The organism is Halosimplex salinum (genome assembly GCF_003730195.1).
GTDB lineage: Archaea > Halobacteriota > Halobacteria > Halobacteriales > Haloarculaceae > Halosimplex > Halosimplex salinum.
In genome coordinates, this window is the sequence record NZ_QWGG01000003.1 from 566257 (window position 1) to 587164 (window position 20908).

General features: G+C 66.3%; 16 protein-coding genes and 2 pseudogenes. 11 read left to right on the forward strand and 7 right to left on the reverse strand.

Annotated elements, in window-relative coordinates; translation table 11 throughout:
• The first annotated feature begins 212 nt into the window (after window positions 1-212).
• The 3 genes and pseudogenes from D1409_RS11090 to D1409_RS11100 all read left to right on the forward strand — a co-directional run bounded on the left by D1409_RS11090 (window position 213) and on the right by D1409_RS11100 (window position 4237).
• Window positions 213-1628: a MarR family winged helix-turn-helix transcriptional regulator gene (locus tag D1409_RS11090; RefSeq protein WP_123537019.1), complete on the forward strand. Its 1416-nt coding sequence runs from the start codon at window positions 213-215 to the stop codon at window positions 1626-1628.
• A gap of 207 nt (window positions 1629-1835) precedes the next feature.
• Window positions 1836-2744 (forward strand): annotated as a pseudogene (locus tag D1409_RS11095) (hypothetical protein); the annotation flags it as partial.
• 485 nt (window positions 2745-3229) lie between these two features.
• Entirely contained in the window at window positions 3230-4237 is a 1008-nt protein-coding gene (locus tag D1409_RS11100) for a hypothetical protein (protein ID WP_123537024.1), read from the forward strand.
• Between the two features lie 203 nt (window positions 4238-4440).
• Here the strand turns inward: D1409_RS11100 and D1409_RS25390 are convergent, their stop codons facing one another.
• Window positions 4441-5181 (reverse strand): ATP-grasp domain-containing protein, encoded by a 741-nt coding sequence (locus D1409_RS25390; protein ID WP_235853542.1) that lies wholly within the window; start codon window positions 5179-5181, stop codon window positions 4441-4443.
• A 312-nt stretch (window positions 5182-5493) separates the two neighbouring features.
• Here D1409_RS25390 and D1409_RS25725 point away from each other — a divergent pair.
• Both D1409_RS25725 and D1409_RS11115 read left to right on the forward strand, forming a co-directional pair.
• Window positions 5494-5637: pseudogene (locus D1409_RS25725) on the forward strand (allantoinase); the annotation flags it as partial.
• 98 nt (window positions 5638-5735) lie between these two features.
• Complete coding sequence (locus D1409_RS11115) at window positions 5736-6134, forward strand: spore germination protein GerW family protein (RefSeq protein ID WP_123537028.1); 399 nt, start codon at window positions 5736-5738, stop codon at window positions 6132-6134.
• 83 nt (window positions 6135-6217) lie between these two features.
• Here the strand turns inward: D1409_RS11115 and D1409_RS11120 are convergent, their stop codons facing one another.
• From D1409_RS11120 to D1409_RS11140, 5 genes are all read right to left on the reverse strand, one after another.
• On the reverse strand, window positions 6218-7282 hold the full coding sequence (locus tag D1409_RS11120) for a quinone-dependent dihydroorotate dehydrogenase (protein WP_123537030.1): 1065 nt from the start codon (window positions 7280-7282) through the stop codon (window positions 6218-6220).
• Window positions 7283-7895: 613 nt separating this feature from the next.
• Window positions 7896-10079 carry a pentapeptide repeat-containing protein gene (locus D1409_RS11125; protein WP_123537032.1) on the reverse strand — a complete coding sequence of 728 codons (2184 nt, stop codon included), beginning with the start codon at window positions 10077-10079 and terminating at the stop codon, window positions 7896-7898.
• Complete coding sequence (locus tag D1409_RS11130; protein ID WP_123537034.1) at window positions 10076-11806, reverse strand: Gfo/Idh/MocA family protein; 1731 nt, start codon at window positions 11804-11806, stop codon at window positions 10076-10078. The genes D1409_RS11125 and D1409_RS11130 overlap by 4 nt, the downstream gene beginning before the upstream one ends.
• Before the next feature lie 187 nt (window positions 11807-11993).
• Window positions 11994-13685 (reverse strand): hypothetical protein, encoded by a 1692-nt coding sequence (locus D1409_RS11135; RefSeq protein ID WP_123537035.1) that lies wholly within the window; start codon window positions 13683-13685, stop codon window positions 11994-11996.
• A 154-nt stretch (window positions 13686-13839) separates the two neighbouring features.
• A complete protein-coding gene (locus D1409_RS11140) occupies window positions 13840-14517 on the reverse strand; it encodes a hypothetical protein (protein ID WP_123537036.1) in 678 nt (225 codons plus the stop codon).
• 184 nt (window positions 14518-14701) lie between these two features.
• Here D1409_RS11140 and D1409_RS11145 point away from each other — a divergent pair, with 184 nt between their 5' ends.
• Complete coding sequence (locus D1409_RS11145; RefSeq protein WP_235853543.1) at window positions 14702-15142, forward strand: universal stress protein; 441 nt, start codon at window positions 14702-14704, stop codon at window positions 15140-15142.
• A gap of 313 nt (window positions 15143-15455) precedes the next feature.
• Here the strand turns inward: D1409_RS11145 and D1409_RS11150 are convergent, their stop codons facing one another.
• Window positions 15456-16316 carry a DUF7551 domain-containing protein gene (locus tag D1409_RS11150; RefSeq protein ID WP_123537037.1) on the reverse strand — a complete coding sequence of 287 codons (861 nt, stop codon included), beginning with the start codon at window positions 16314-16316 and terminating at the stop codon, window positions 15456-15458.
• Window positions 16317-16425: 109 nt separating this feature from the next.
• Here D1409_RS11150 and D1409_RS11155 point away from each other — a divergent pair, with 109 nt between their 5' ends.
• From D1409_RS11155 to D1409_RS11175, 5 genes are all read left to right on the forward strand, one after another.
• Complete coding sequence (locus D1409_RS11155; RefSeq protein WP_123537038.1) at window positions 16426-16653, forward strand: hypothetical protein; 228 nt, start codon at window positions 16426-16428, stop codon at window positions 16651-16653.
• 214 nt (window positions 16654-16867) lie between these two features.
• A complete protein-coding gene (locus tag D1409_RS11160) occupies window positions 16868-17614 on the forward strand; it encodes a helix-turn-helix domain-containing protein (protein WP_123537039.1) in 747 nt (248 codons plus the stop codon).
• 88 nt (window positions 17615-17702) lie between these two features.
• On the forward strand, window positions 17703-20072 hold the full coding sequence (locus D1409_RS11165) for a heavy metal translocating P-type ATPase (protein WP_123537040.1): 2370 nt from the start codon (window positions 17703-17705) through the stop codon (window positions 20070-20072).
• A gap of 58 nt (window positions 20073-20130) precedes the next feature.
• Window positions 20131-20415 carry a hypothetical protein gene (locus D1409_RS11170; protein ID WP_123537041.1) on the forward strand — a complete coding sequence of 95 codons (285 nt, stop codon included), beginning with the start codon at window positions 20131-20133 and terminating at the stop codon, window positions 20413-20415.
• 89 nt (window positions 20416-20504) lie between these two features.
• Window positions 20505-20828: a DUF5783 family protein gene (locus D1409_RS11175; RefSeq protein WP_123537042.1), complete on the forward strand. Its 324-nt coding sequence runs from the start codon at window positions 20505-20507 to the stop codon at window positions 20826-20828.
• The last annotated feature ends 80 nt before the right edge of the window (window positions 20829-20908 follow it).

Genomic DNA, 20908 nt, shown 5'->3' on the forward strand with positions numbered 1-20908 from the left:
CTGCTATCGAGACGCGAGTCCCAAACGCCATTCACGTCCCGACGCGCCACTGTGGAGCGGTCGCGACGAGTACTCGACCGTCCCGCGGCCGGAGCGACCAGCGTGGGCCAGCCGGGAGACGAGGTCGCAGAACGCTGGGATTGGCACGCTACCAGTGCGTCGCCCGGCCCGGCACCGTCGTGGACGAACGGACGACTGCACGGAGGGTGGCGATGAGCGACCTCGCCGAGCATCATCGGCGGATCGCCGACGTCCTCGAGCCGCTCGAACAGATGGGCGTCGACGCCACGGTGGACGAACGGGCCATGGACGACGGCAGCCTGTGCATCACCCTGAATCTCGGGCTCCCACCGTCTCTCGATCCGATCGACGGCGGCGAGGGCGGGAAGCGTCCCGAGGTTCTGGAAGCACAGTGCGAACAGATCCGCGAGCAACACGACGGACTCCAGGAGGAGACCGGCAGATTGGAGGAGGTACTGGAGAACGTTCAGTCCAGTCTGCGGGCCGTCGCGGAGGAGGGCGACGAGTCCCGCGAGCGCGTGGTGAAGGTCGTTCGACAGGCGGAGGACCTCGAAGAGCGCATCGCCGAACTCGAGGGGGGAACCGAGGACGGAGCGTCCGATAGCGAGGAGTCCGCCGACACTTCGAGCGGGAGATATCCCAGCGTGCCCCGGGACGAGTTCACTGACGGCGAACGCGAGACCGTGTTCGCACTGCGGGAGCTCGGTGGATCCAGAGCATCCGGCGAGATAGCGGACGAGGTCGACGCCACGCTCCAGAGTGTTCGATCCTGGCTGCCGAAGCTCGTGCAGGCTGGTCTCGTTCAGACCGTGCCCGACCCCACTGACGGCCGGCGGAAACTGTACTCACCGGTAGAGCGCGACGAGCATATCGACGGCGACGGACCCGAGGACCCGGACGATACGGCCGGAGCAACCGAGGACAGCGACGACACCATCGAGGACGCAGAGAACGCCGACGAACCAGCCGAAGGAACCGAAGACGTCGACGAACCCGTCGAAGAAATCGAAGACGTCGACGGCACGGTGTACATCGCGTCCAGCGGTGGAAGTCCGTCGCAGGTGTTCCACGTCCGGGAGGACTGCCCGCAGTTGCAGCGGGCGGCCGACTTCGTCGAGAAGGACCGCTCCGTCGTGCCGCATCATCGTCCGTGTGGCAGTTGCGTCTCCGATGACCTCGAGAGAGGACGCGTCGCGGTCGCGACGAACTCACAGACCGAGACCTACCACAAACGGGAGGACTGCCCCAAACTCGAACCGGCGCTCGACGTCGCAGTCCTGGACGGGACGGCGGTCCCGGACTACGACCCCTGCACCGACTGCGTCCACCTCGACGAGGAAGAGCGCCCGGGCGACGAGGAGACGGGAGACGACGACTCCAGGGTCGAGGAGATCTGCGCCCGGAACGACATCGGCCGCGAAGCGATCGGCGAGGCGCTGGACACGGCGACCGCGATATACCACGTCCAGCGCGACCTCAGACTCTCCCGCGAGGAGACCGAGACCCTGCTCCGGGACCTCGGCGTGTTCGAGGCCCTCGACGGCGGCGGGCACGTGCCGTCCGACCGCGCGAAGTCGGCGGTTCGGAAACACGTCCCACCGACGTAGGAGCGCGAGCACACGACAGGCGAGAACGGGGGTCGAGCACTCCTCGTTCGGTGGTCCCACGGGCGAATCGGGACTTCACGATGCCGCCGCTCCGTGCTCGAGGACGCGGATTCCGGGGTGATTCACCGATTCGCGTATCCACGTATTCGGCTATTCGTGTGTTCGATCGCTTGGGTCGTTTATTGGAATGAACGCTCTCGAGAGTACATGGCAATCGAGCCTTCAGTAAGCGATACGAACAGGAGCGAAGGGTGCGACGTCGTACGCGCCCGGGGACAGGAGATCCACGTCGGTCGCGGAGACGTGTTCGAAAACAAACTGATCGACGTTTCGACGGGAGAGAGCGTTCGTCTGCGCGTCACAGGTGCGAACTCGGTGGTCCGAAACGTCGGGTTCGAGGGGCTGTACCGGGGTGACCAGTTCGTGATATCGATCGAAGCCGGCCGGGGCGACGTTCGCTTCGAAAACGTCTACATGGGCGACGGCGCGACCGGGGACGGTGCGAGCGGCGGTCACGGAGCCGGCGCGGTCTTCCTGCACCACGACAACGAGGCGGACGTGACGTTCCGCAACTGTAACGTCCAGGGATTCCCGAACAACGGGTTTCACTGTTCGAATACGGCCAGTGGACCGGGCAGCGTTCACTTCGACAGCTGTTTCGGGAAGAACAACGGCGTCGCGACGTTTCGCTGCGCGGGCGGCGACGACCTGATCGAACACTGCGTCGCCTACACCGATACCACGGACTACGGCCACGACGGCGGCGACTACGTCGAAACCAACGGCCGCCCCGTCTGGGTCTGGAACGGCGGTCCCGTGACGATCAGGGACTCGCACTTCGCCGACGGCCCCTATCCCAACGCGATAGTCGCCGGCGCCAACGACGCTCCCGGACGGATCAGGTTCGAGAGCGGAGGTTACCGGGGGACCATCCAGGAAGCGAGCGGGTCGACCGTCGACGTCGGTCCCGACGTGTCGAACGACCCCGACCTCTCGGTACCCGACGGCGTCCCGACCAGTGCCGAAGCCGCCGCGTCGGCCGCTCCGCTCCGGCCGCTGGATTCCGCGGACGGCGACGCCGGCGACCAGTTCCCCCACGCCATCGTGATCGACGGGAGAGGGACTGCCGAACCGAGCACGTACTCCTTCGAGGCCACGGCAGCAGTCGCGACGACTCGTGACGACCCACCGTCCTTCAGCGGTGATATCGTTCGCGGTCAGCCTGTCGGAGGCCTCGTCGACGATGCGGTCGACGCGTACTGGTTCCGGGGCGCCATCGAGTCGGTCTCCCTTCGCGGAGACGCGACTGTCAGGATCCAGTACGACGTGCGCGACCGGATGGGAGACGGAGGGACGAACCAGTCGTGACGCGGAACACGGCTGTCGTGCACTCCCGATCCGACTCCGCTCCATCGCTGACTGAACGAGACGACCCAACCCGAACGTGACCACACTCACAGTCGACCGACTCCGAACGGCGTCCGACGGCCGTGCGACACCGTCCGGCGTCGTATCCTCCCTCCCTCCATTCGAACGCGAAAGCGTGGGAAGCCCCGCTGTCGCGATACGCGCAATCGACCGATACATGCCCCTGAATTACAATGTGCCCTGAGACGGTAGTCAACACGGACGACACGGTCCGCGAGCGAGCGGACACACATCGGGTCGTGTCGTGGCTGTTGTTGTCTGGAAACCGGCTGGTCATCGCCGGGCTCATGGCCATCGCCTTCTTCCTCGTATTCACGACCGGCGTCTACATCATCCGTCCGTCGCTGTACCAGGTGGACGCGGAAGGTGACCTGGCCGAACGGCTGTTCTCGACGATGATCATCGTCATCGTGACCGGGACGACCCTCGTCGTCACCTTCGGACAGCTCATCCTCACACAGGAGCACGGTCCGCTCGGCGACCAGTTCGAACGGCTGGAGGGCGCGATGGCGTTTCGGGAACTGGCGTCGAAGCTGATCGACGGACCCTGTTCCACGAAACCGTCCATCTTTCTCACCGACATCCTCGAAGCCACGTCGGACCGGGCCGAGGCGCTTCAAGAGTTCGACGACACGGGCAACGAGCAGCTGAACACGGATCTCCAGGACCTGTCCGACGGGACCGTGAAGAACGCAGGAGACGTGATATCGCAACTCGAAGACGCCGAATTCGGCACCTTCAAGGTCGTGTTCGCCGCCCTGAACTTCGACTACAGCTGGAAGATGTTCCAGGTCGAACGCATCGTAGACGAGTACGAGGACGACCTCACGACCGAGCACGTCGACGGTCTCGAAGAACTGAAGGAGGCACTGATGCTGTACGGACCGGCGCGGGAGTACATCAAGACGGTGTACTTCCAGTGGTCGGTGATCGGCCTCTCGCAGGTGGTTCTCACGATGGCCGTGCCGGCGTTGATCCTCGCGGGGACGATGCTCGTCTCCCTGGACGGGAAGACCTTCCCGAACGAGACGATGGGCGTCGAGAACGTCATCCCCGTTACCGGCGCCTCGTTCTCGCTCTCGCTCCTTCCCTTCATGACTCTCATCTCGTACATCTTCCGCATCTTCACCGTCGCGAAACGAACGCTGGCGATCGACCCGCTCATCCCCCGGCAATCGTAATTTCCCTCGCATCGTAGCACGAGGGAATTCCCGATGCTGATACGGCTGTCGCGAACGCATCGTGGAGCAGTACGTGCAACGAGTATCAGAACGAGGTGGACGAGCGCCCGGAGACGAACCGATCCAGAGGCACTCGACATGCACCGCCTGGAGAAACCGTCAGGACGCGCGCTTCGAGGTCCCGGCGGAAAGCAGGCGCCGGTTCACTCGTCTGGGAGGCGCGAAACGATCGACGTAGTGAGGGCAGATTCGAGTGCAGTGTCCCGATATCCCGCCGCGAGGTTGACGTCGACGGCCCAGAACTGACCGTCGTCGTCTTCGACGAGATCGACGCCGACACCCCGGAGGTCGAACCGTTCGACGAGTTGCCGTAACGAGGAGGCGAGCGCTGGCCTGGTCTGGATCCCGCCGAGGAGTCGTTTCTGCCCGTACAGCTTCGAAGTGACGCGCCTGCCCGCGACGCGCGTCTGTTCGCCGTCGTTGACGGCGTAGTACTTGAAATCCACCGGCTCCGTCGGGATCAGTTCTTGATAGAAATCCCCCTCACCGTTTAGTTCGGGGTCGTCGTCCCAGACGTTGAACCCTTTCGCGACGTACTCGCCTGGGGGTTTCTCGAAGGTGACGTCAGGGGTGAGGATCCCCGCCTCCGAGACCGCTCGAAGCCCGAGCAGCCGTGAACTGAGCGCGATCGTCGCCTGGAGGTTGTTCCAGAGTGGCGTTCCGACCTGTCGAGCGTGCCACAGCGACGGGAGCGCGACCGGGAGCGTCTTCTTGTTCACTATCAGTGACATATCTGCCGCCTGGCGCGGTGAGAGTCCCGACCGAGGGTGGAAGTACCGAACCCGATGCCCGGCGTCCCGGAGGCGCTCGGCGACCTCCGTGAACACCGGCTTGTTCGTCTTACACAGGAGACCGATAGTGTGGCTCTGTTCAGTGGTCGACATGTGCTTTGTCTATCAAACGCCGATCCTCATAGACCACCCTCTGCACGAACGGAGCTACCCATATCACTTTCTCGTTGAGCGAATTGCGTCGCGGAGAGCGAGAGTCATTCGAACGGTGTAGCTCACCACAGCGCCGCGTTGCTGCCGATACGAACCGGAGACCGTCGCCGGCTGGTGCCGATCCGGAACTCGGTCTGCCAGTGTGTCCAGACGAACCTGAAGTTTCCGAACGGTGGAAATTCCGGGGAGACAGGTGTGCACAGGTTCGACGGCCACCCGGTGCTATACGTCCGCCCGTCCACGTTCACGTCGATGACATCCGATCTCGCCGTTCGAAACTGTACGGTCGTGACTCCCGCCGGTCAGGCACCGTACGCAGGTGTTGCCGTCGAGGACAGAACTTTCGCGGCCATCGGAGGAACCGATCGGACGGATCGACCGAACAAGTCCGTCGACATCGGCGACCGTGACGTGGATTCGACCCGGGACGTGTCACACCACGGAGTCCGCCCGGAGTTGGCGACACGTGTGACGGACACCACCCGGGGGCCGCTATGAATATCTCGGACGAATTCCAGTCACTGGGCGAAGCGATCGAATCGGGTACGAGCGCCGAAACGGTGTACGGTACGCCCATCGAGCACCGCGACCGAACGGTCGTCCCGATCGCACAGGTCGAGTACGGACTCGGCGGGGGCGGCGGCGGGGGCGGCGGCGGCGCGGACGGCGTCGGCGGCGGTGGCGGCACGAGCGGCGACGACGACGACACAGAAGGTGGTGGACTCGGCGGCGGGCTCTCGGCACGACCGGCAGGGGCCCTCGTCGTGTCCGATACGGGGACGCGATTCGTCCGGCCGATCGACAGGCGGCTATCGAGCGCGCTCGTGCTCGCGGGACTCGTCTGCGGACTCTTCATCCGTCGTCTCCTCAGAGGATTCGGGATCGGCCGGTGACGGGAACGTGAAACGCCGCGAGAACACGCATCGGAACCGACTCGCGTCGAGTGACGCACCGCCGGGGGTCGTTGGCCCGCGGGTCACTCGAGGTCCGCGCCGACCGCGTCCTCGACCGACTCGAAGCCGTCGCGCTCGAGCAGTGTGACCAGTCCCCTGTTGATCTGACGGGAGAGAGCGGGACCTTCGTAGACGAGCCCGGTGTAGAGCTGGACGAGCGACGCGCCCGCCCTGATCTTCGCGTATGCACTGATCGCCGAGTCGACGCCGCCGACGCCGATTATCGGGAGGTCGGTGTACTCGGCGAGCGTCCGGACGACGCCCGTCGACCGGTCTTCGATCGGTTTCCCGCTCAGTCCACCCCACTCGTACCGGCGCGGTGACGCGAGATCCGGCCGCTCGCTGGCCGTGTTCGTCGCGATGATGCCGTCCAGTCCGCACTCCTCGCCGACGTCGACGACCTCGCGGAGCGCGTCTTCGGACGTGTCCGGGTCGACCTTCACGAGGACCGGGGTCGTCTCGTCGTCCTCGGCTTCGAGCGTCTCGAAGATCCCCCGCAGATGCGCTGGAGACTGCTGGTCGAACTCCTCGGCCGTGTTCGGGCAGGAGACGTTGACCACGACGTAGTCGGCGTACGGGGAGAGGCGGTCGACCACGCGACGATAGTCCGCGAGCGCCTCGGCTTCGTCGGAGGAGTGCATCTTCCCGACGTTGAGGCCGATCGGAACGTCGGGCGTCCCGTTCGCATCGAGGCGTTCCCGCACGCGGTCTGCCCCCTGACTGCTGATCCCCACGCGGTTGATCAGCCCCCTGTCCGCCGGGAGCCGGAACAGTCGCGGCCGCGGGTTGCCGTTCTGGGGATCCGGGGTGATTGTGCCGATCTCGACGGACCCGAATCCCAGAGCCGCGATCCCGTGGATCGCCTCCGCGTTCTTGTCGAAGCCCGCTGCGATGCCGACCGGACTCGGGAACGTCGCGTCGAACCGCTCGACCTCAAGTGCAGGGTCGCGATACCGGTAGCGGTGCCGAAGCGCCGCTCGCGTCGGACGCGTCGATCCGAGTGCCTGTAAACCCCCTTTGCCGATCGTATGCGCTGTTTCGCCCGGGAGAGCGAACGAAAGCGGACGTCCATCGAGTGCTCGTAACACACTGTATCTGCGGACTCCAGAGAACCTAAACTACCCAAGCCAGGCGTCGTGTCTCGGTTTCCTTCCGGTATACACTATCCGTTTACTACCCCTATATTCGTGCGCTGTTGGCCGTCGGCTCTCGAGGGGTAACGGGCCGGAGCGCTCGACGACGCGCAGCGATACCGGACTCGCGTGGAGCGACGCATCTGGTGAGGTCGCCGTCGAACGTTCGAACTTCGGGACCCTAGCGCGTGGTTTATGGGTGAACGGCCACGAATACGAGATGGCGGCAGGCCGAGAAGCCGAACCAGGGCGGTCGAAATACCGTTCCGCCACGAGCCGGCGTGTCTAGTAAGGTGAAGGCGCACAACAAAAGAAAAGTGCTCCCTGGACGGATACCCGGGTTCGAATCCCGGCGTCGGCTCTTCTCCCCGGAATCGAGAATCTCGCCGAACAGTTTAGCTTCGGAGCGAATCGTATTTTCGTCGTCGTGACCGTACCGTACGCGGAGTATTGTTGATCTACCCGTGCGGACACTCGCCGTTGCCGTCGGCATCGAACACCGTCTCTGACCGGACACGTCCTGCGAGTAGAAAAGCACGTGACGCCGACACGGGCCTGCGAGCGGGGGTTAGAGTTCGCTTCGCTTGACGAGTGCGTAGATGAACAGCCCGCCCAGAACGACGCTGGCGTACGCCTCGATGCTGACCATCACGAGTCCCAGCATCCCCTCGGCGACGACGTTACCGTACCCGATCGTGAGAAAGGTGATGTAGCTGAAGTGGAGGTTCGCCGCGAACGTCTCGATCCCACCCACCGTCGAGAGTTCGACGAGGGAGTAGATCTGGCCGGCCCCCGTGCGGAACCTGGGCCCGCCGAACGTGTACAGGAGCGCCGGTCCGACCGGGAAGAACGCGAACATCGCGGCGATCCGGTACAGCCGCATCCCATGGCCGCAGGTGATCCCGAGAAAGAGGTTCTCACCGACACGCTGGCCGTTTCGGATCCGCGTCCCCACCGACTCTTCGGGGTCGGACGCGATGTCCTGGTAGCTCTTGCGGGCGTACTGCTGGCGCTTGAACCGGAACTTCCCCGAGGCTTCGACGTTCCCCATCTCAGAGGCGCTGATCTTGGCCCGCTGGTAGGTCTTCTCGATCGCCTGGGGCGTCGTCTCGACGGCGTACTCGTGTTCGAGGCCGTCGTCGTCGAAGTCGTGGAGCCGCCAGTCCGACCGGGTGAGGTAGTGGGCGTGTGCCATGAAGTCAAAGCCCTCGAACTTGGTCTCGCAAAAGCGGAGGTACCTGAACAGGTCCCGGTTCTCCGTGCCCTCGACCCGAAAGACGATATCGCCGACCGTCGCTTTCGTCAGGTCGTACCTGACCCAGCTGTGTTCGGGCTGGACGACCGCTCCGGCCGCGAGACGGGCCTCGGTGAAGTCGACAGGGGTATCGACCCCGATCCGGCCGACCTTCATGTCGATGTGTTTCAGGAACTTGCTCTCGACGAAGCACGCGTCCCCCTCGAACCGGACGTTACGGAAGCTCGCGGCGGTACACGAGACGTGGTGGAAGTTCGCGTCACCACCGAAGACCACGTCGTCGAAGGTCACGCTGGCGCTGTCGTGGTTGTTGGACCCGCGGAACTCGACGCCGGGGTAGCTCGCCACCGCCGCGAAGGTCACGCCCTCGAAGGACGCCCGGGCGTCGAACGTGGCCTCGTCGAAGCGGGCCTCACCGGCGAACTGCGCCGCGTCGAAACACGCGTTCTCCCGGAACGCGACATCACGGAAGCACGCGTCGGCGTCGAAGACCACCGCCTCGAAGGTCGCGGCGCCGACCTGTCCCGACTCGAAACTGACGGCCCGTCCGAAGTGAACCGCTGAGAAGTCGGCGTCCTCGTGCAGCATCGTCCCGCCGCCGTCGAACGTGACGCCCCGGAACTGCGCCTCGCCCTCGAACGCGGCCGTCGCGAAGGAGACGTCGTCTCCGAACGTCGACCCGTCGAAGTCGGCCGCCGATTCGAACGTCGCCCGGTCGAACCTGACCGGCGCGGTCGTCGTCGCTTCCCCGAAGTGTGCGGTGTCGGTAAACTGCGTCTCCTCGAAGCTAGTGGCCTCGAACTGCGTGTAGTCGAACCGGGCGACGTCCTCGAACGTGGCACCCTCGAAGGAGGTGTAGTCGCCGATGTCGATCGAGCGACCGTGGAACTCGGTCCCGAGGAAGGTCGCCTCGTCGGAGAACGTCACGTCGTCGAAGGCGGCGGCGTCGGCGAAGGTGGCCTGGTCGAACCTGACGGCGGCTTCGAACGTCGCGCCGGTGAACACCACGTCGTCGCCAGTGAAGGTCCCGCCGTAACAGTCGACCTCCCCTTCGAACGTCGCTCGTCGACAGAGCAGGCCGTCACTGAAGCTCACGGCGTCGGCTCGAAACGCGCCGAGTTTCGCGTCTCGCAGGTCGACGGCTTCCTCGAACCTGGCGTAACTCGCCACGAAGTCCCCGCGGATGCGCGTGTGACGCAGGTCGAGCAGGTGCTGGTCGTCGTGGTCGAAGTCGATGTGGTCGAAGTCCAGGCCCGGGAGCGTCGCACCGACGAACGCCCGACGGTCGGGGTCGCCGCTGTCGAGCGCCGCCGTGAACCGCCGCTGGACGTCGCGCTCCGAGAGCCCGACCTCCTCTCGCTCGGCGGCCGAATGGTGAAACACGCACTGCTCTCGCCCCTCCACGGCGTCGTGCGGACACTGCCAGGGTTCCTCCAGCGAGGACGTCGAGATGTCCGTGTGGACGTACGTACACGAGCCACCCGTCGAGTCGGTCACTCGGTCACCGTCCCTCGTTCGACCAGTTCCGCGATCAGCGCCACGTCCTTCGCCGCGTCGGCGAAGGGAGTCTGGGTCGGTTTCCCGGTCCGGATCGCTTCGAGGAACGCTCCGAGCGCCCGTTCGACCGGCTCCTCGACCGTCGGGACGTGCGTGCGCGTGACGACCTCGTCCGTCCCCTCTTTGATCGTCACCGCGGACGGCGAGTGCCCGTAGTACGGGTCCGAGCAATCGAATCGAACGACGCTGTCGGCCGTATCGACGCGGACGTACTCCTCGGACCACTCCCCGTCGATCCGCCCCGAGGTGAGGTGACACTCGGTTCCTCCCTCGTAGCCGAGTGTCGCCGTCAAGAACTCCCCCGGACCGTCGAGAGAGACGTGATCGATCTCGGCCACGTCGCCGTAGAGGCCTCTGAGCACGTTCACGTCGTGGCAGAGCTGTTCCAGGTGAGACAGGTACTCGTCCGCGATCCAGTCCGTGTCGGTCCCGAGCGCGTCTTTCGCCTGCCCGGTCCGTATCCGGTCGGCATCGGCCGCGACCGCCTGCGGAAGGGCCTCCGAAGCCGGGTCCGAAACGGGTCGGGCGGTCCGTGGATCGACGGGCGTCACGTCGTACGCATCGACGTGGCGGACCGGAATTCGGCGTTCGAGTACTGACTCGAACTGCTGGTAGGCCGGGTCGTACCGTCTCGTGTACCCGACCATCGCCGGGACCGTGGACTGCTCGACCAGCGTGAGGAGGGTCGACGCGTCCTCGGGCCTGAGAGCCAGCGGAGCCTCCACGAACGTCGCCAGTCCGGCGTCCAGTGCCTGGACCGCAAGATCCGCGTGCGTGTGCGGCGGGGTACAGATCACGACCCCGTCGAGGTCGGTCCGGTGTTCCGTGATCAGGGTCTCACCTCGTTGATACCGATGAGCGACCCCGTACCGGTCTCCGACGCGCTCTACGCGCTCGCGCGAGAGATCGGTGATCGCCGTGACAGTCGCGTCCGGGAGCGACGAGAGCTGCGGCAGGTACGAGGCCTCTGCGGTCTCACCACACCCGATCACGCCCAGGCGGATATCGGGCGTCCCGAACTTGCCGGTGCGTCCCGGTCGGTCGTACGCGACCCTGAACCGGGCGGCGTCCAGTCCCTCGCGAGCGTACTCGTAGCCGCCCTCGCTGTCGGTGACGTCGTCGTCGCTGTCTTCGTCGTCGCTGTCTTCGTCGTCGTCACTGCCGTCACCGCCGCCGTCGGTACCGCCCTCGTCGTCGCTGTCGGCGTCATCGTCGCTGTCGTCACCTTCGCCGCTGTCCGTGTGGATGTCGTCGTCGTCGTCCTCACTTCCTTCGTCACTGCCTTCGTTGCTGTCTTCGTCATCGTCATCGTCGCTGTCGTCGTCATCGTCGTCGCCCTGGATGTCGTGGACGTCGTGAACGTCGTGGACATCGTGACCGTCGTCGGATTCGTCACTGTCCTCCTGCATGTCGTGGACGTCGTGGACGTCGTGATCGTTGTCGCCGACAGCGTCGAGTTCCGACACGTCGCGGCCGGGGTCGCCACGTTCGCCGGCCCTGTCCTCGCCGTCGCCTGCACTCTCGTCGAGTGGTTCGATGGGCTGTTCGCGATCGGGCGTCGGAGACGTCCTGTCGCCTCTCGCCGGCAGTACTGCACCCCATCCAGTCGGCAGCGCGGCCCGTCCCGACCGGCGTCGTACCTGTCCCGGTGTGACGGAATCGGCCACCGAGTGGCACTGCGCCCCCATCCGCGACGGGCGGCCCACAGCACCAGAGACCGGCCTGGTGGACGCGTCCGAGAGCGGTGTCCGCGACACCGGCGTTTTCCTCGGTGCTGCGTGGGAGCCACGCCGGGTCCGCGGGCCGTCGTCGCGGCGCGCGCCCTCGACGGAGATGGACCGGAACGTGTACGGGTCACTCATCCGTGAGGTCCTCGATTTCCGCGTCGAGCGACGCGCGTTCCAGTTCCATCTCCTCGAACTCCTCCTGTAGGTCAGAGAGTTCGTCGACCTGTTCGTCGACACGCGCTCGGAGGTCGTCGACCACGTCGAACGCCTCGAGACAGGCGTCTCCCTCGGCGATTTTCTCCCGTACTCTGTCGATGTTGGCTTCGTGACTGTCGATCTCTATCTCGAGGGTCGAGATCGCGGCGTCCGCCTCGTCGCGTTCCGCTTTCGCCTCGGCCAGTTCCGCACGTTCCTCCGCGAGATCCGCCTGGAGGTCCTCGAGACGGCCCGCCGCCTCCGCCATCGCTTCGGAACGGAACGAACGGAGGCGGAGCGCCTCCTCACGCAGGTCGTCCAGTTCCTCGATGTCGGCGATCAGCTCGTCGCGTTCCTGCTCGGCCGCGCCGAGTCGGCGTTCGGTCTGGTGGAGTTCGTTCTCGATCGCTTCCACTTCGTTCTCGTTGCGGTCCGAACCGACGCTCTGGTTGCACGTCGGACAGGTGCCGCCACCGACGATCGAGTGGAGCTTGTCGCGGTCCGCCGCCAGTTTGGATTTTCGCGCCGAGAGATCCGCGACGCGTTCTCTGATGCTCTCGACCGACGCCCGGAGCTCGCTCTTGCGCTCCGGGATCCGGTCGTCGAGAACCGCTCCGAGGTTCTCCCGGGTGAGGTCGATGTCGAACGGTTCGAATCGCGTCGCGAGTGCCGCCAGGTCGTCCGCGTACCGGGACCGGGCGGCGTCCAGTTCCTCGCGAGCGTCGTCGACACTCGATTCGGCCTCGTCGGTCCGGTCGACGAGGCGCTCGATCACCGCCGCGATCTCGTCGATATCGTCGCGAGCGTCCGCAGCCGTCTTGTTCTCGGCTTTCAGCCGGTCGGTCTTCATCGCCACTTTCTCCGACCGCACGTCTACTTCCTCCGGGAGCCTGTCGAGATAGGACGCGACGGCATCGCGAGTATCATCGTCCACGGACTCCGGGATCTGATCGTCGGGCAGGAACGCGTTCACCGCCGCGTCGCGTTCCGTGACCGCCGCCGCGATGTCTTCGTCCATCGCGTCGAGCCTCGCCAGCATGTCGTTGATTTCGACGCCGAGATCCGACAGCTCGGCGTCGAGCCTGTCGCGCGCGTTGACCAATTCTGTACGTTCGTCCGTCATCTGCTGTCCGTGTTCTTCATCTTGTTCGAAGTCGTCTCTCGGTTCGTCGACCGTCGCCGGCTCGGTCGCGTTCTGTGCAGTCGGTTCCGTCTCCCGTCCCGAACGCCGTCGAAAACTACTCAATGCGGCAGTCTCGACCGCATTCCGTGCAATCGGGGGTGTCCGTTCGGTCTCCTCGTCCACGGGGCGGTCGGTGTCGACGACAGCCACACCTGCGTCGTTCGCCAGGTGTGTCGCCTGCTCCGCCGTGACGGCGCCGTCTTCGACGACGACTTCGATCCTCGCGACCGCCTCCGCGAGGTCGTAGTCGTCGAGAACGTCGCGGACGCGGGCGATGCCGTCGCCACTACCGAACGAGATGGTCGACGCGCCGAACGGTCGCTCCTCGAGTTCGGTCGCCGCGCCGTGCTCCTGTCCGACGTCGTCGCGTCGCCCGTCAGATTCGTACTGGTGCTTCCCGCGATGGGTGTCGCTGATGTGAACGATCCTGGTTTTGACCACGGTAGGGATCGAAGCCCACACTCTCATGAAGGGCATTTTAGCCGAATAGATGGAGTCCCGCGATTCGACGGTTCGAGTATCTCCGGCCGGACGAACCGTTACCGGTGGCTTCCGACAGGTGCGTGGAGTAGCTCGAAAACGGCCGCCATGATCGTCAGCTGTCGTCCAGTCGGTTTCCGTCCAGGTCGACCCCCAGCAGCTCCCTGAAGTGAGTCTCCAGTTCGGCCGTGAGCTCGGGGACCTCGTCCCCGGTCACCTCTCGCCAATCCGCCAGACCGCTCTCGACGTCTGTTCGCTGCTCGGCGCGGTCACCGTGGGACGTCCCGGCACGGAACCCGTCGAGGACGTCGGTCATCGCGCCCTGTACACGCTCTACGGTCTCGCACGTATCGGGCGGGAAGTAGATCTTGTTCCTCGCGTAGTACGTCGCGAAGTCGTTGCCGGACTCCGTCGCCGTCTGGAGCAGTTGGTCGGTCGCGGCGTCGCTCGACGGCCCCGTCTTCAGCGCTCGCATGTCCCGTTCGTACTGGACGAATCTCCGGTAGAGCTCGACGACGATGCTCGCTCGTTCCTCGTGGAGCCGCGACGACACGACACCGTGAGCCTCCACTTCGGCTTCGTGCCGAGCGGTCTCTCTGTCGAAATACTGCTCGATTCCGCGCTCGACGACTTCCGAGGAGCGTTCGATTCCCCGCTCGACGACGTCGGAGGACCGTTCGATCCCCCGTTCGGCGAGTCGGGAGAACCGCTGGATTCCGTACCGCGCGAGCAATCCAGCGGCGGCTGTCCCGGTGGCGAAGAGTCCCAGATCTTGCAGCGCTTCCATGACCATCGATTGAGAGTGCAACGCCGCTCGCACGGATATATCACGGCGGCGTTCGAATCGGCAGCGTTCGTCTTCGACGGTCGTCGTCCCCGGTCGTACACCTGCGACACGGGCGATCGAGACGCGAACTAGTCGAACGGAACCGGCGAACTGCATATACTAGATCTCCATTTTACTACCAGATTCCTTCATGTACGAACAGTTTCAACGGCGTGGTGTGAAGGTCCTCGTACCAATCAACAGCCCGAGTTCGGCCCGTAAGACGGTCGAACACGCCGTTCGCGAGTATCCAGATGCATCGATCACAGCGTTGCACGTGTCACGGCTGAACGCGGCGTACGGAATCGGCGGTATGTACGTCCACGACCCGGTGACGGTGTCCCAGCGGACGCACGCCGACGAACTGTTCGAGACGGTGTCCGAAACCGCGGACGCCCACGGCGGCTCGATCACCACGATGACTGCGGTCGGCTGTCCCGTCCGGGAAATCGTCGAGCACGCGGACTCGTCCGACACCGACCACATCGTTATCGGGAGTTGTGGCCGGACCGGCCTGCGTCGGCTCCTCTACCAGAACGTGACGCACGGGGTGGTGTACCGGTCCCCGGTGCCAGTGACAGTCGTCAAGTGATCCGGCGCGTGGGGAGCGATCCCGCGCGTGGGCACGGACGGTATCGGCGGTGAAACGATGCGATTGCGGCGGAACAGCGTGATCGCGGCGAAACGATGCGATTGCGGCAAAACGGCGCAATTTCGGTGGAACGGCGCGATGACGCCGAAACGGCATGGCGACCGCAGTCAGCGAACGCACCTGTTCGACACGTCGGGTACGCCGACGCCAAGTTCGGGACCCGTGCCTTCGTATAGCGATATGTGATGTATGGATTCGGATCCGGGTCGACAGGTGGGAGAGAGACCGGCCGTCAGAGCGGTGGACGACCTACTCAGCCGTCGATCCGGACGGCAGTACTCGCGGATGCAGGGTTACGTCCGGCCGGAGAGAGGGTGACGCGCCAGCCGTCGTCGGTGCGGGTCGCGCCGGAGACGACGGGCGGGTGGCCGGGAACGCGTCGGACCGTCTCCGCCGAGAGCGGGAGGGTCGGCAGGCGGTCCTCGACGGCCCGGAGTTCGTAGCCGCGGATCCGTACCGTCCGGGGCCGGTCCCAGCGCCCCTCTACGAGGTCGTACTCCGCGAGGAGGCCGGTCGTGCGGAGGTGGTCGAGCGCGTCGCGGACCGGGGCCGAGCTACCCGGAACCGCGGGGAGGTGGACGGTCGCCCGCTGGAGGGCGTCCGCGCGTGCGGCCGCGGGGAGGCGAGCCTGGAGTTCGGTCGCCATCGTGGCGAGGAGCTGGAGACAGAGCCGGTCGCGGTCCGTGGTCCGCTCCGCGGCGTCGAGATACGCGTCCATCACCGCCCGCTCGACGGCGTCGTGGTCGCTGGCCGACAGCGCCTCGAACACCGCACCGGCGAGGTCGTGACAGTACGCGACCAGCGCCCGCCGAGAGTCGCCGCCGGTCGCTCCCGTCGGCGGAAACGCCCACGCGCGGCTCTCCACGGAGTCGTCCCCCGCCTCACAGACCACGAAGTCGTACCACGGCGCCCGCGGGTCGTACCGCCGAAGCGTGGCGCGGTAGGCGTGGGCCACCCGAACCGCCTCGACCGCGCTCGCCCTGTCCGGGAAGCGCCGGCCGTCCACGGGCACCGGCCGCTCCCCCGTGCGACCGCACTGGACGTAGTACGCCCCCGCCGAGTCCGTCAGCGCCTCCAGTTCCGCCCTGATGTCGGTGAGTGTCCGTCCGATCATTTTAGGGAGGCCTAAAAACCGACAGCACATAATGGTCGGTGGTTCCGTTCGCGGGTGGGGAAGTCGGCGGCCGTGGGGACTATGGTGACGGCCGTCGAGTGATCGTCCGATGGCCGTCGAGCGGCGTGACGCGTTCGATCTGGTGCTGGTGGCGACAGCGCTGGTGCTCGTCTACGCCTCGTCCGTCGGGGTTTCGAACCCCGTGTCGGTGGTCGGCGGGGTCGTCGACGCGATAACCTCGGTGAGTCCGATCGCCTATCTCGTGATCGTCGGTCTGGGCGGCGTCCTCTTCATGGCCTACGCGCTGTTGTACCTCCCGACCCAGCACGAGCCCTGACGAGCCGATTTTCCGCGTTCGAGGGGCTGGATCGGCCCGTCCGTCGCTCTGACCCGTCTCCTCGCCGTCAGCGACGCGTCGCGTCCGTGAGGGGCATAAATCATATACTGCTATACTGAATAGACAGTGTCCGTTCAGCGAACCGGGCTCGGGAGCGGTCGAGTCGGTCGGCGCGTGGGAGTGGTTAATATTCCTCTCACGCCTACGTACGGGTATGCGCGAACTCGTCTTCGGGCTCGACTACGAACCCGGGTGCAACAGGGTCGCGGACGCGCTCGTCGAGCACCCCGACGCGCGGATCCGGTCGCTCTCCCTGCACGCCACCAGCGAGAGCCTCTGGCGCGTCGACCACGCCAGCGGGTCGAGCGATGCGCTCGCGGACGTCGAGAACGCCTTCCTGACGGCCGACTACTACGCGGACTGCCTCGCGACCGACGACTGCGGTGCGACCCAGACGACGCAGGTCCTCGAACACGCCGACGACACGCTCGTCCTCTACTCGTACTGGGAGCGAACTCCCACCTGCGCGTCCGTCCCCCACACCGCGCTCGACCACCTCGGCGAGGGGTTGCTCTTCGAGACGCGCAACGAGGGGCGACGCTACACGTGGCGGATCGTCCACCCCGGCGGCGGGGACGTGCGGGGCTTCTTCGACGCTATCGAGGAGCGCGTCGGCGACTGCGCGACGCTCGACGTCGAACGCCTGACCGAAGCGTCGTCGCCGCGGGAGGCGAGCCCCGACGAGGGCGACTTGCGACCCGAACAGGCGGAAGCGCTCCGCGCGGCGGTCGAACACGGCTACTACGAGACGCCCCGCGCGGTCGACGTGGGCGAACTCGCCGACCGACTCGACGTGCCCCGTTCCACCCTCACCTACCGATTGCGTCGAGCGGAGGCGCACGTGGCCAAACAGCGGGTGGGAGAGATGCGGTCGACGGACGGAGCCTCGACGCCCCTCTGACCGGCGCTCGCTCCTTCGGACCGTCCCGACCCACAGTTTGGAATATTCCAACCAACTCGTATCCGGCCCGAACACGTAGTGACGCGTAATGACCGAGAACGTAGACGGAACGGGGGGTGAGTCGGGCGGCGGGCAGCGAGAGCTGTCCGCACAGCTGTCCGTCCCGGAGATGGACTGCCCGTCCTGCGCGGGGAAGATCGACAAGCGCCTCGGACGCCTCGACGGCGTGGTCGAGACGGACCTCCGGCCGACGACGGGCACCGCCACGGTCACGTACGACTCCGAGCGCGTTTCGAGGGCGGACGTCGTGGCCGCCATCGAGAGCGCGGGGTACGAAGTCGTCGGCGAGGACCCCGAGTCGGGCGAGGAGGGCGGCGTCGACGTCGCGCCGCCGTCGGAGGTGTGGACGAGTCCACGGGCGATCAAGACGTGGATCGGTGCGGTGTTCGTCACGCTCGGTCTGGCGGTGGAGTTCGTCCTCACCGGGCAGAACGTCGGCGTGGCGACCGTCCTCGGTTACCCGCTCACGCTCGCGGACGTGCTGTTCCTCGGTGCCGTCGTCGCCAGCGGGCTTCCCGTCGTACGGGGCGGCTACTACTCGGCGAAGAGCCGGAGCCTCGACATCGACCTGCTGATGGGGACGGCCATCGTCGCCGCGACCGGCATCGGGTACTTCGTCGAGGCGGCCACGCTGGCGGTCCTCTTCAGCGTCGCCGAACTGCTCGAGGAGTACGCGATGGACAGGGCACGCGACTCGCTGCGCGAGCTGATGGAGCTGTCGCCCGACGAGGCGACGGTCGAGCGCGACGGCGAGGAGGTGACCGTCCCGGCCGACGACGTCGACGTCGGCGAAGTCGTGGTCGTTCGTCCCGGCGACAAGGTCCCCCTCGACGGCACGGTCGTCGCGGGCGAGAGCGCGGTCGACGAGTCGCCGATCACCGGCGAGAGCGTGCCCGTCGACAAGGCCGCCGGCGACGAGGTGTTCGCCGGCGCGATCAACGAGGAGGGGTATCTCGAGGTGGAGGTCACGTCGACCGCGGGCGACTCGACGCTCTCGCGGATCGTCGAACTGGTGCAGGGCGCACAGGCCGAACAGACCGAGACCGAGCAGTTCGTCGACCGGTTCGCGGGCTACTACACGCCCGTCGTGGTCGTGCTGGCGATACTGACCGCCGTCGTTCCGCCCCTCGCGATCGCCGAGCCGGTCTCGGTCGGCGTGGCCGGGTACGGGTTCACCTTCGTCGGCGACTGGGGGACGTGGTTCGTCCGCGGACTCACCCTGCTCGTCATCGCGTGCCCGTGCGCGTTCGTCATCTCGACGCCCGTCTCGGTGGTGTCGGGCATCACCAGCGCCGCGAAGAACGGCGTGCTGATCAAGGGCGGGAACTACCTGGAGACGATGGGCTCGGTCGACGCCATCGCCCTGGACAAGACCGGGACGCTCACGAGGGGCGAACTCACCGTCACGGACGTCGTCCCGCTCGGCGACACCGACGAAACGACGCTGCTCCGGCGCGCCGCCGCACTGGAGCGGCGCAGCGAACACCCTATCGCCGCGGCGATCCTCGCTCGCGCCGAGTCCGCGGGCGCGGCCGACGCTCCCGAACCCAATGGGTTCGAGAGCCTAACCGGCAAGGGGATCCGCGGCGAGTTCGACGGTGGCGAGACGTACTACGCGGGGAAGCCCGCCCTGTTCGAAGACCTCGGCTTCGACCTCTCGCGGGCCCGCGCGGCGACCGATGGCTCCTCGGACACGCGGACCGACGGAGGGACCGTGTCCGAAGGGGTGGCCGATGCGGACGGTGCGTTCGCCGAGGACACCCTCGCAGCGCTGGAACGGGAGGGCAAGACGGTCGTTCTCGTCGGGACGGAGACGGAGCTACTGGGGGCCATCGCGGTCGCGGACGAGGTGCGCCCGGCCTCGAAGCGGGCCGTCGAGAGACTGCAGGAACTGGGCGTCGAGCGCGTGGTGATGCTGACGGGCGACAACGAGGGCACCGCCCGCGCGATCGCCGAGCAGGTCGGCGTCGACGAGTACCGCGCCGAACTGCTCCCCGACGAGAAGGTGACGGCCGTCGAGTCGCTGCAGGCGGAGTACGGCGAGGTGGCGATGGTCGGCGACGGGATCAACGACGCGCCGGCGCTCGCGACCGCCGAGGTGGGCGTCGCGATGGGCGCGGCGGGGACGGACACGGCCCTCGAGACCGCCGATATCGCGCTGATGGGGGACGACATCGGGAAGCTCCCGTACCTGTACGCGCTGTCGCAGACGGCCAACGGCGTCATCCGGCAGAACATCTGGGCGAGCCTCGGCGTGAAGGCACTGCTCGCGCTCGGCGTCCCGCTGGGCCTGGTGAGCGTCGCGCTGGCCGTCGTCGTCGGCGACATGGGGATGAGCCTCGGCGTCACCGGGAACGCGATGCGCCTCTCCCGGATCGACCCCGAACGGTTCGCCTGACCGGCGTCCCGAACGGGTGGCAGATATTTATGCGAGAAGCGCTAGCGGTACTCACGTCATGGCCACACAACCCTCGGAAGCGCTGTCCGACGACGGGAAGTTGCTGTTCGGGGCGGGGTTCGTGTTCGGAGTGATGGCGACGATGGTGCTGCTGGCGGTCGTCCTCGCGGTCCTCGCCGCCAACGGCCAACAGCTCTCGGTGACCGTCGCCGCCACCGTCGCGGGGGGAATCGTCTTCGCCGGGATCGTCGGCGGCGGCCTCTACCTGCTCGCGTTCCCCGAGAACCGCATGCGCATCCCGGTCGACGCCGCCGACTTCGGGTTCGAAGAGGGGGAGTCGTAGGGAGCCGACTGCGACGGCCGACGAGGCCACGACCGGGCGAGCGCGCCGAGACGGACGACTTTTGTCGGCGGTCGCCGTCGATCCGTGTAATGGCCGAGTTCGACCCCGAGAAGTTCGAGGACAAGTACGCGAACTACTTCACGGAGCTCCAGCGGGCCTACAAGCAGGCCTTCGAGACGATGAACGACCGCTACGACTCGGAGCTGATCCACGCGATCGACCAGCAGATCCTCTCCGAGAGCGAACCGTTCTACGAGGGGGACGGCGAGTTCCGGATCGAACTCCCCGACGACCCCACAGAGCGCCTCTCGGGCGTACTCGCCGCCGACGACGAGAAAGTGGAGACGATCCTCGACCGCTACGTCGACGAGATCGAGTCCGAGATCCGGTCCGTGTTCGGGCTGACCGGCTGAGAGGACGCTGTCGGTTCTCGACGGCGTTCGAACGGCGCTCGCTCACGGCCATCGGCGCTCACGGCTGTCGGCGCTCACGG

What these genes read in the sequence shown, in the direction of transcription:
- D1409_RS11175 (WP_123537042.1), top strand. Translation starts at nt 20,505, where the DNA reads ATGGCCGAGTTCGACCCCGAGAAGTTCGAGGACAAGTACGCGAACTAC.
- D1409_RS11165 (WP_123537040.1), top strand. Translation starts at nt 17,703, where the DNA reads ATGACCGAGAACGTAGACGGAACGGGGGGTGAGTCGGGCGGCGGGCAG.
- D1409_RS11160 (WP_123537039.1), top strand. Translation starts at nt 16,868, where the DNA reads ATGCGCGAACTCGTCTTCGGGCTCGACTACGAACCCGGGTGCAACAGG.
- D1409_RS11100 (WP_123537024.1), top strand. Translation starts at nt 3,230, where the DNA reads ATGTGCCCTGAGACGGTAGTCAACACGGACGACACGGTCCGCGAGCGA.
- D1409_RS11170 (WP_123537041.1), top strand. Translation starts at nt 20,131, where the DNA reads ATGGCCACACAACCCTCGGAAGCGCTGTCCGACGACGGGAAGTTGCTG.
- D1409_RS25390 (WP_235853542.1), bottom strand. Translation starts at nt 5,181, where the DNA reads ATGTCGACCACTGAACAGAGCCACACTATCGGTCTCCTGTGTAAGACG.
- D1409_RS11155 (WP_123537038.1), top strand. Translation starts at nt 16,426, where the DNA reads ATGGCCGTCGAGCGGCGTGACGCGTTCGATCTGGTGCTGGTGGCGACA.
- D1409_RS11090 (WP_123537019.1), top strand. Translation starts at nt 213, where the DNA reads ATGAGCGACCTCGCCGAGCATCATCGGCGGATCGCCGACGTCCTCGAG.
- D1409_RS11140 (WP_123537036.1), bottom strand. Translation starts at nt 14,517, where the DNA reads ATGGTCATGGAAGCGCTGCAAGATCTGGGACTCTTCGCCACCGGGACA.
- D1409_RS11150 (WP_123537037.1), bottom strand. Translation starts at nt 16,316, where the DNA reads ATGATCGGACGGACACTCACCGACATCAGGGCGGAACTGGAGGCGCTG.
- D1409_RS11115 (WP_123537028.1), top strand. Translation starts at nt 5,736, where the DNA reads ATGAATATCTCGGACGAATTCCAGTCACTGGGCGAAGCGATCGAATCG.
- D1409_RS11145 (WP_235853543.1), top strand. Translation starts at nt 14,702, where the DNA reads ATGTACGAACAGTTTCAACGGCGTGGTGTGAAGGTCCTCGTACCAATC.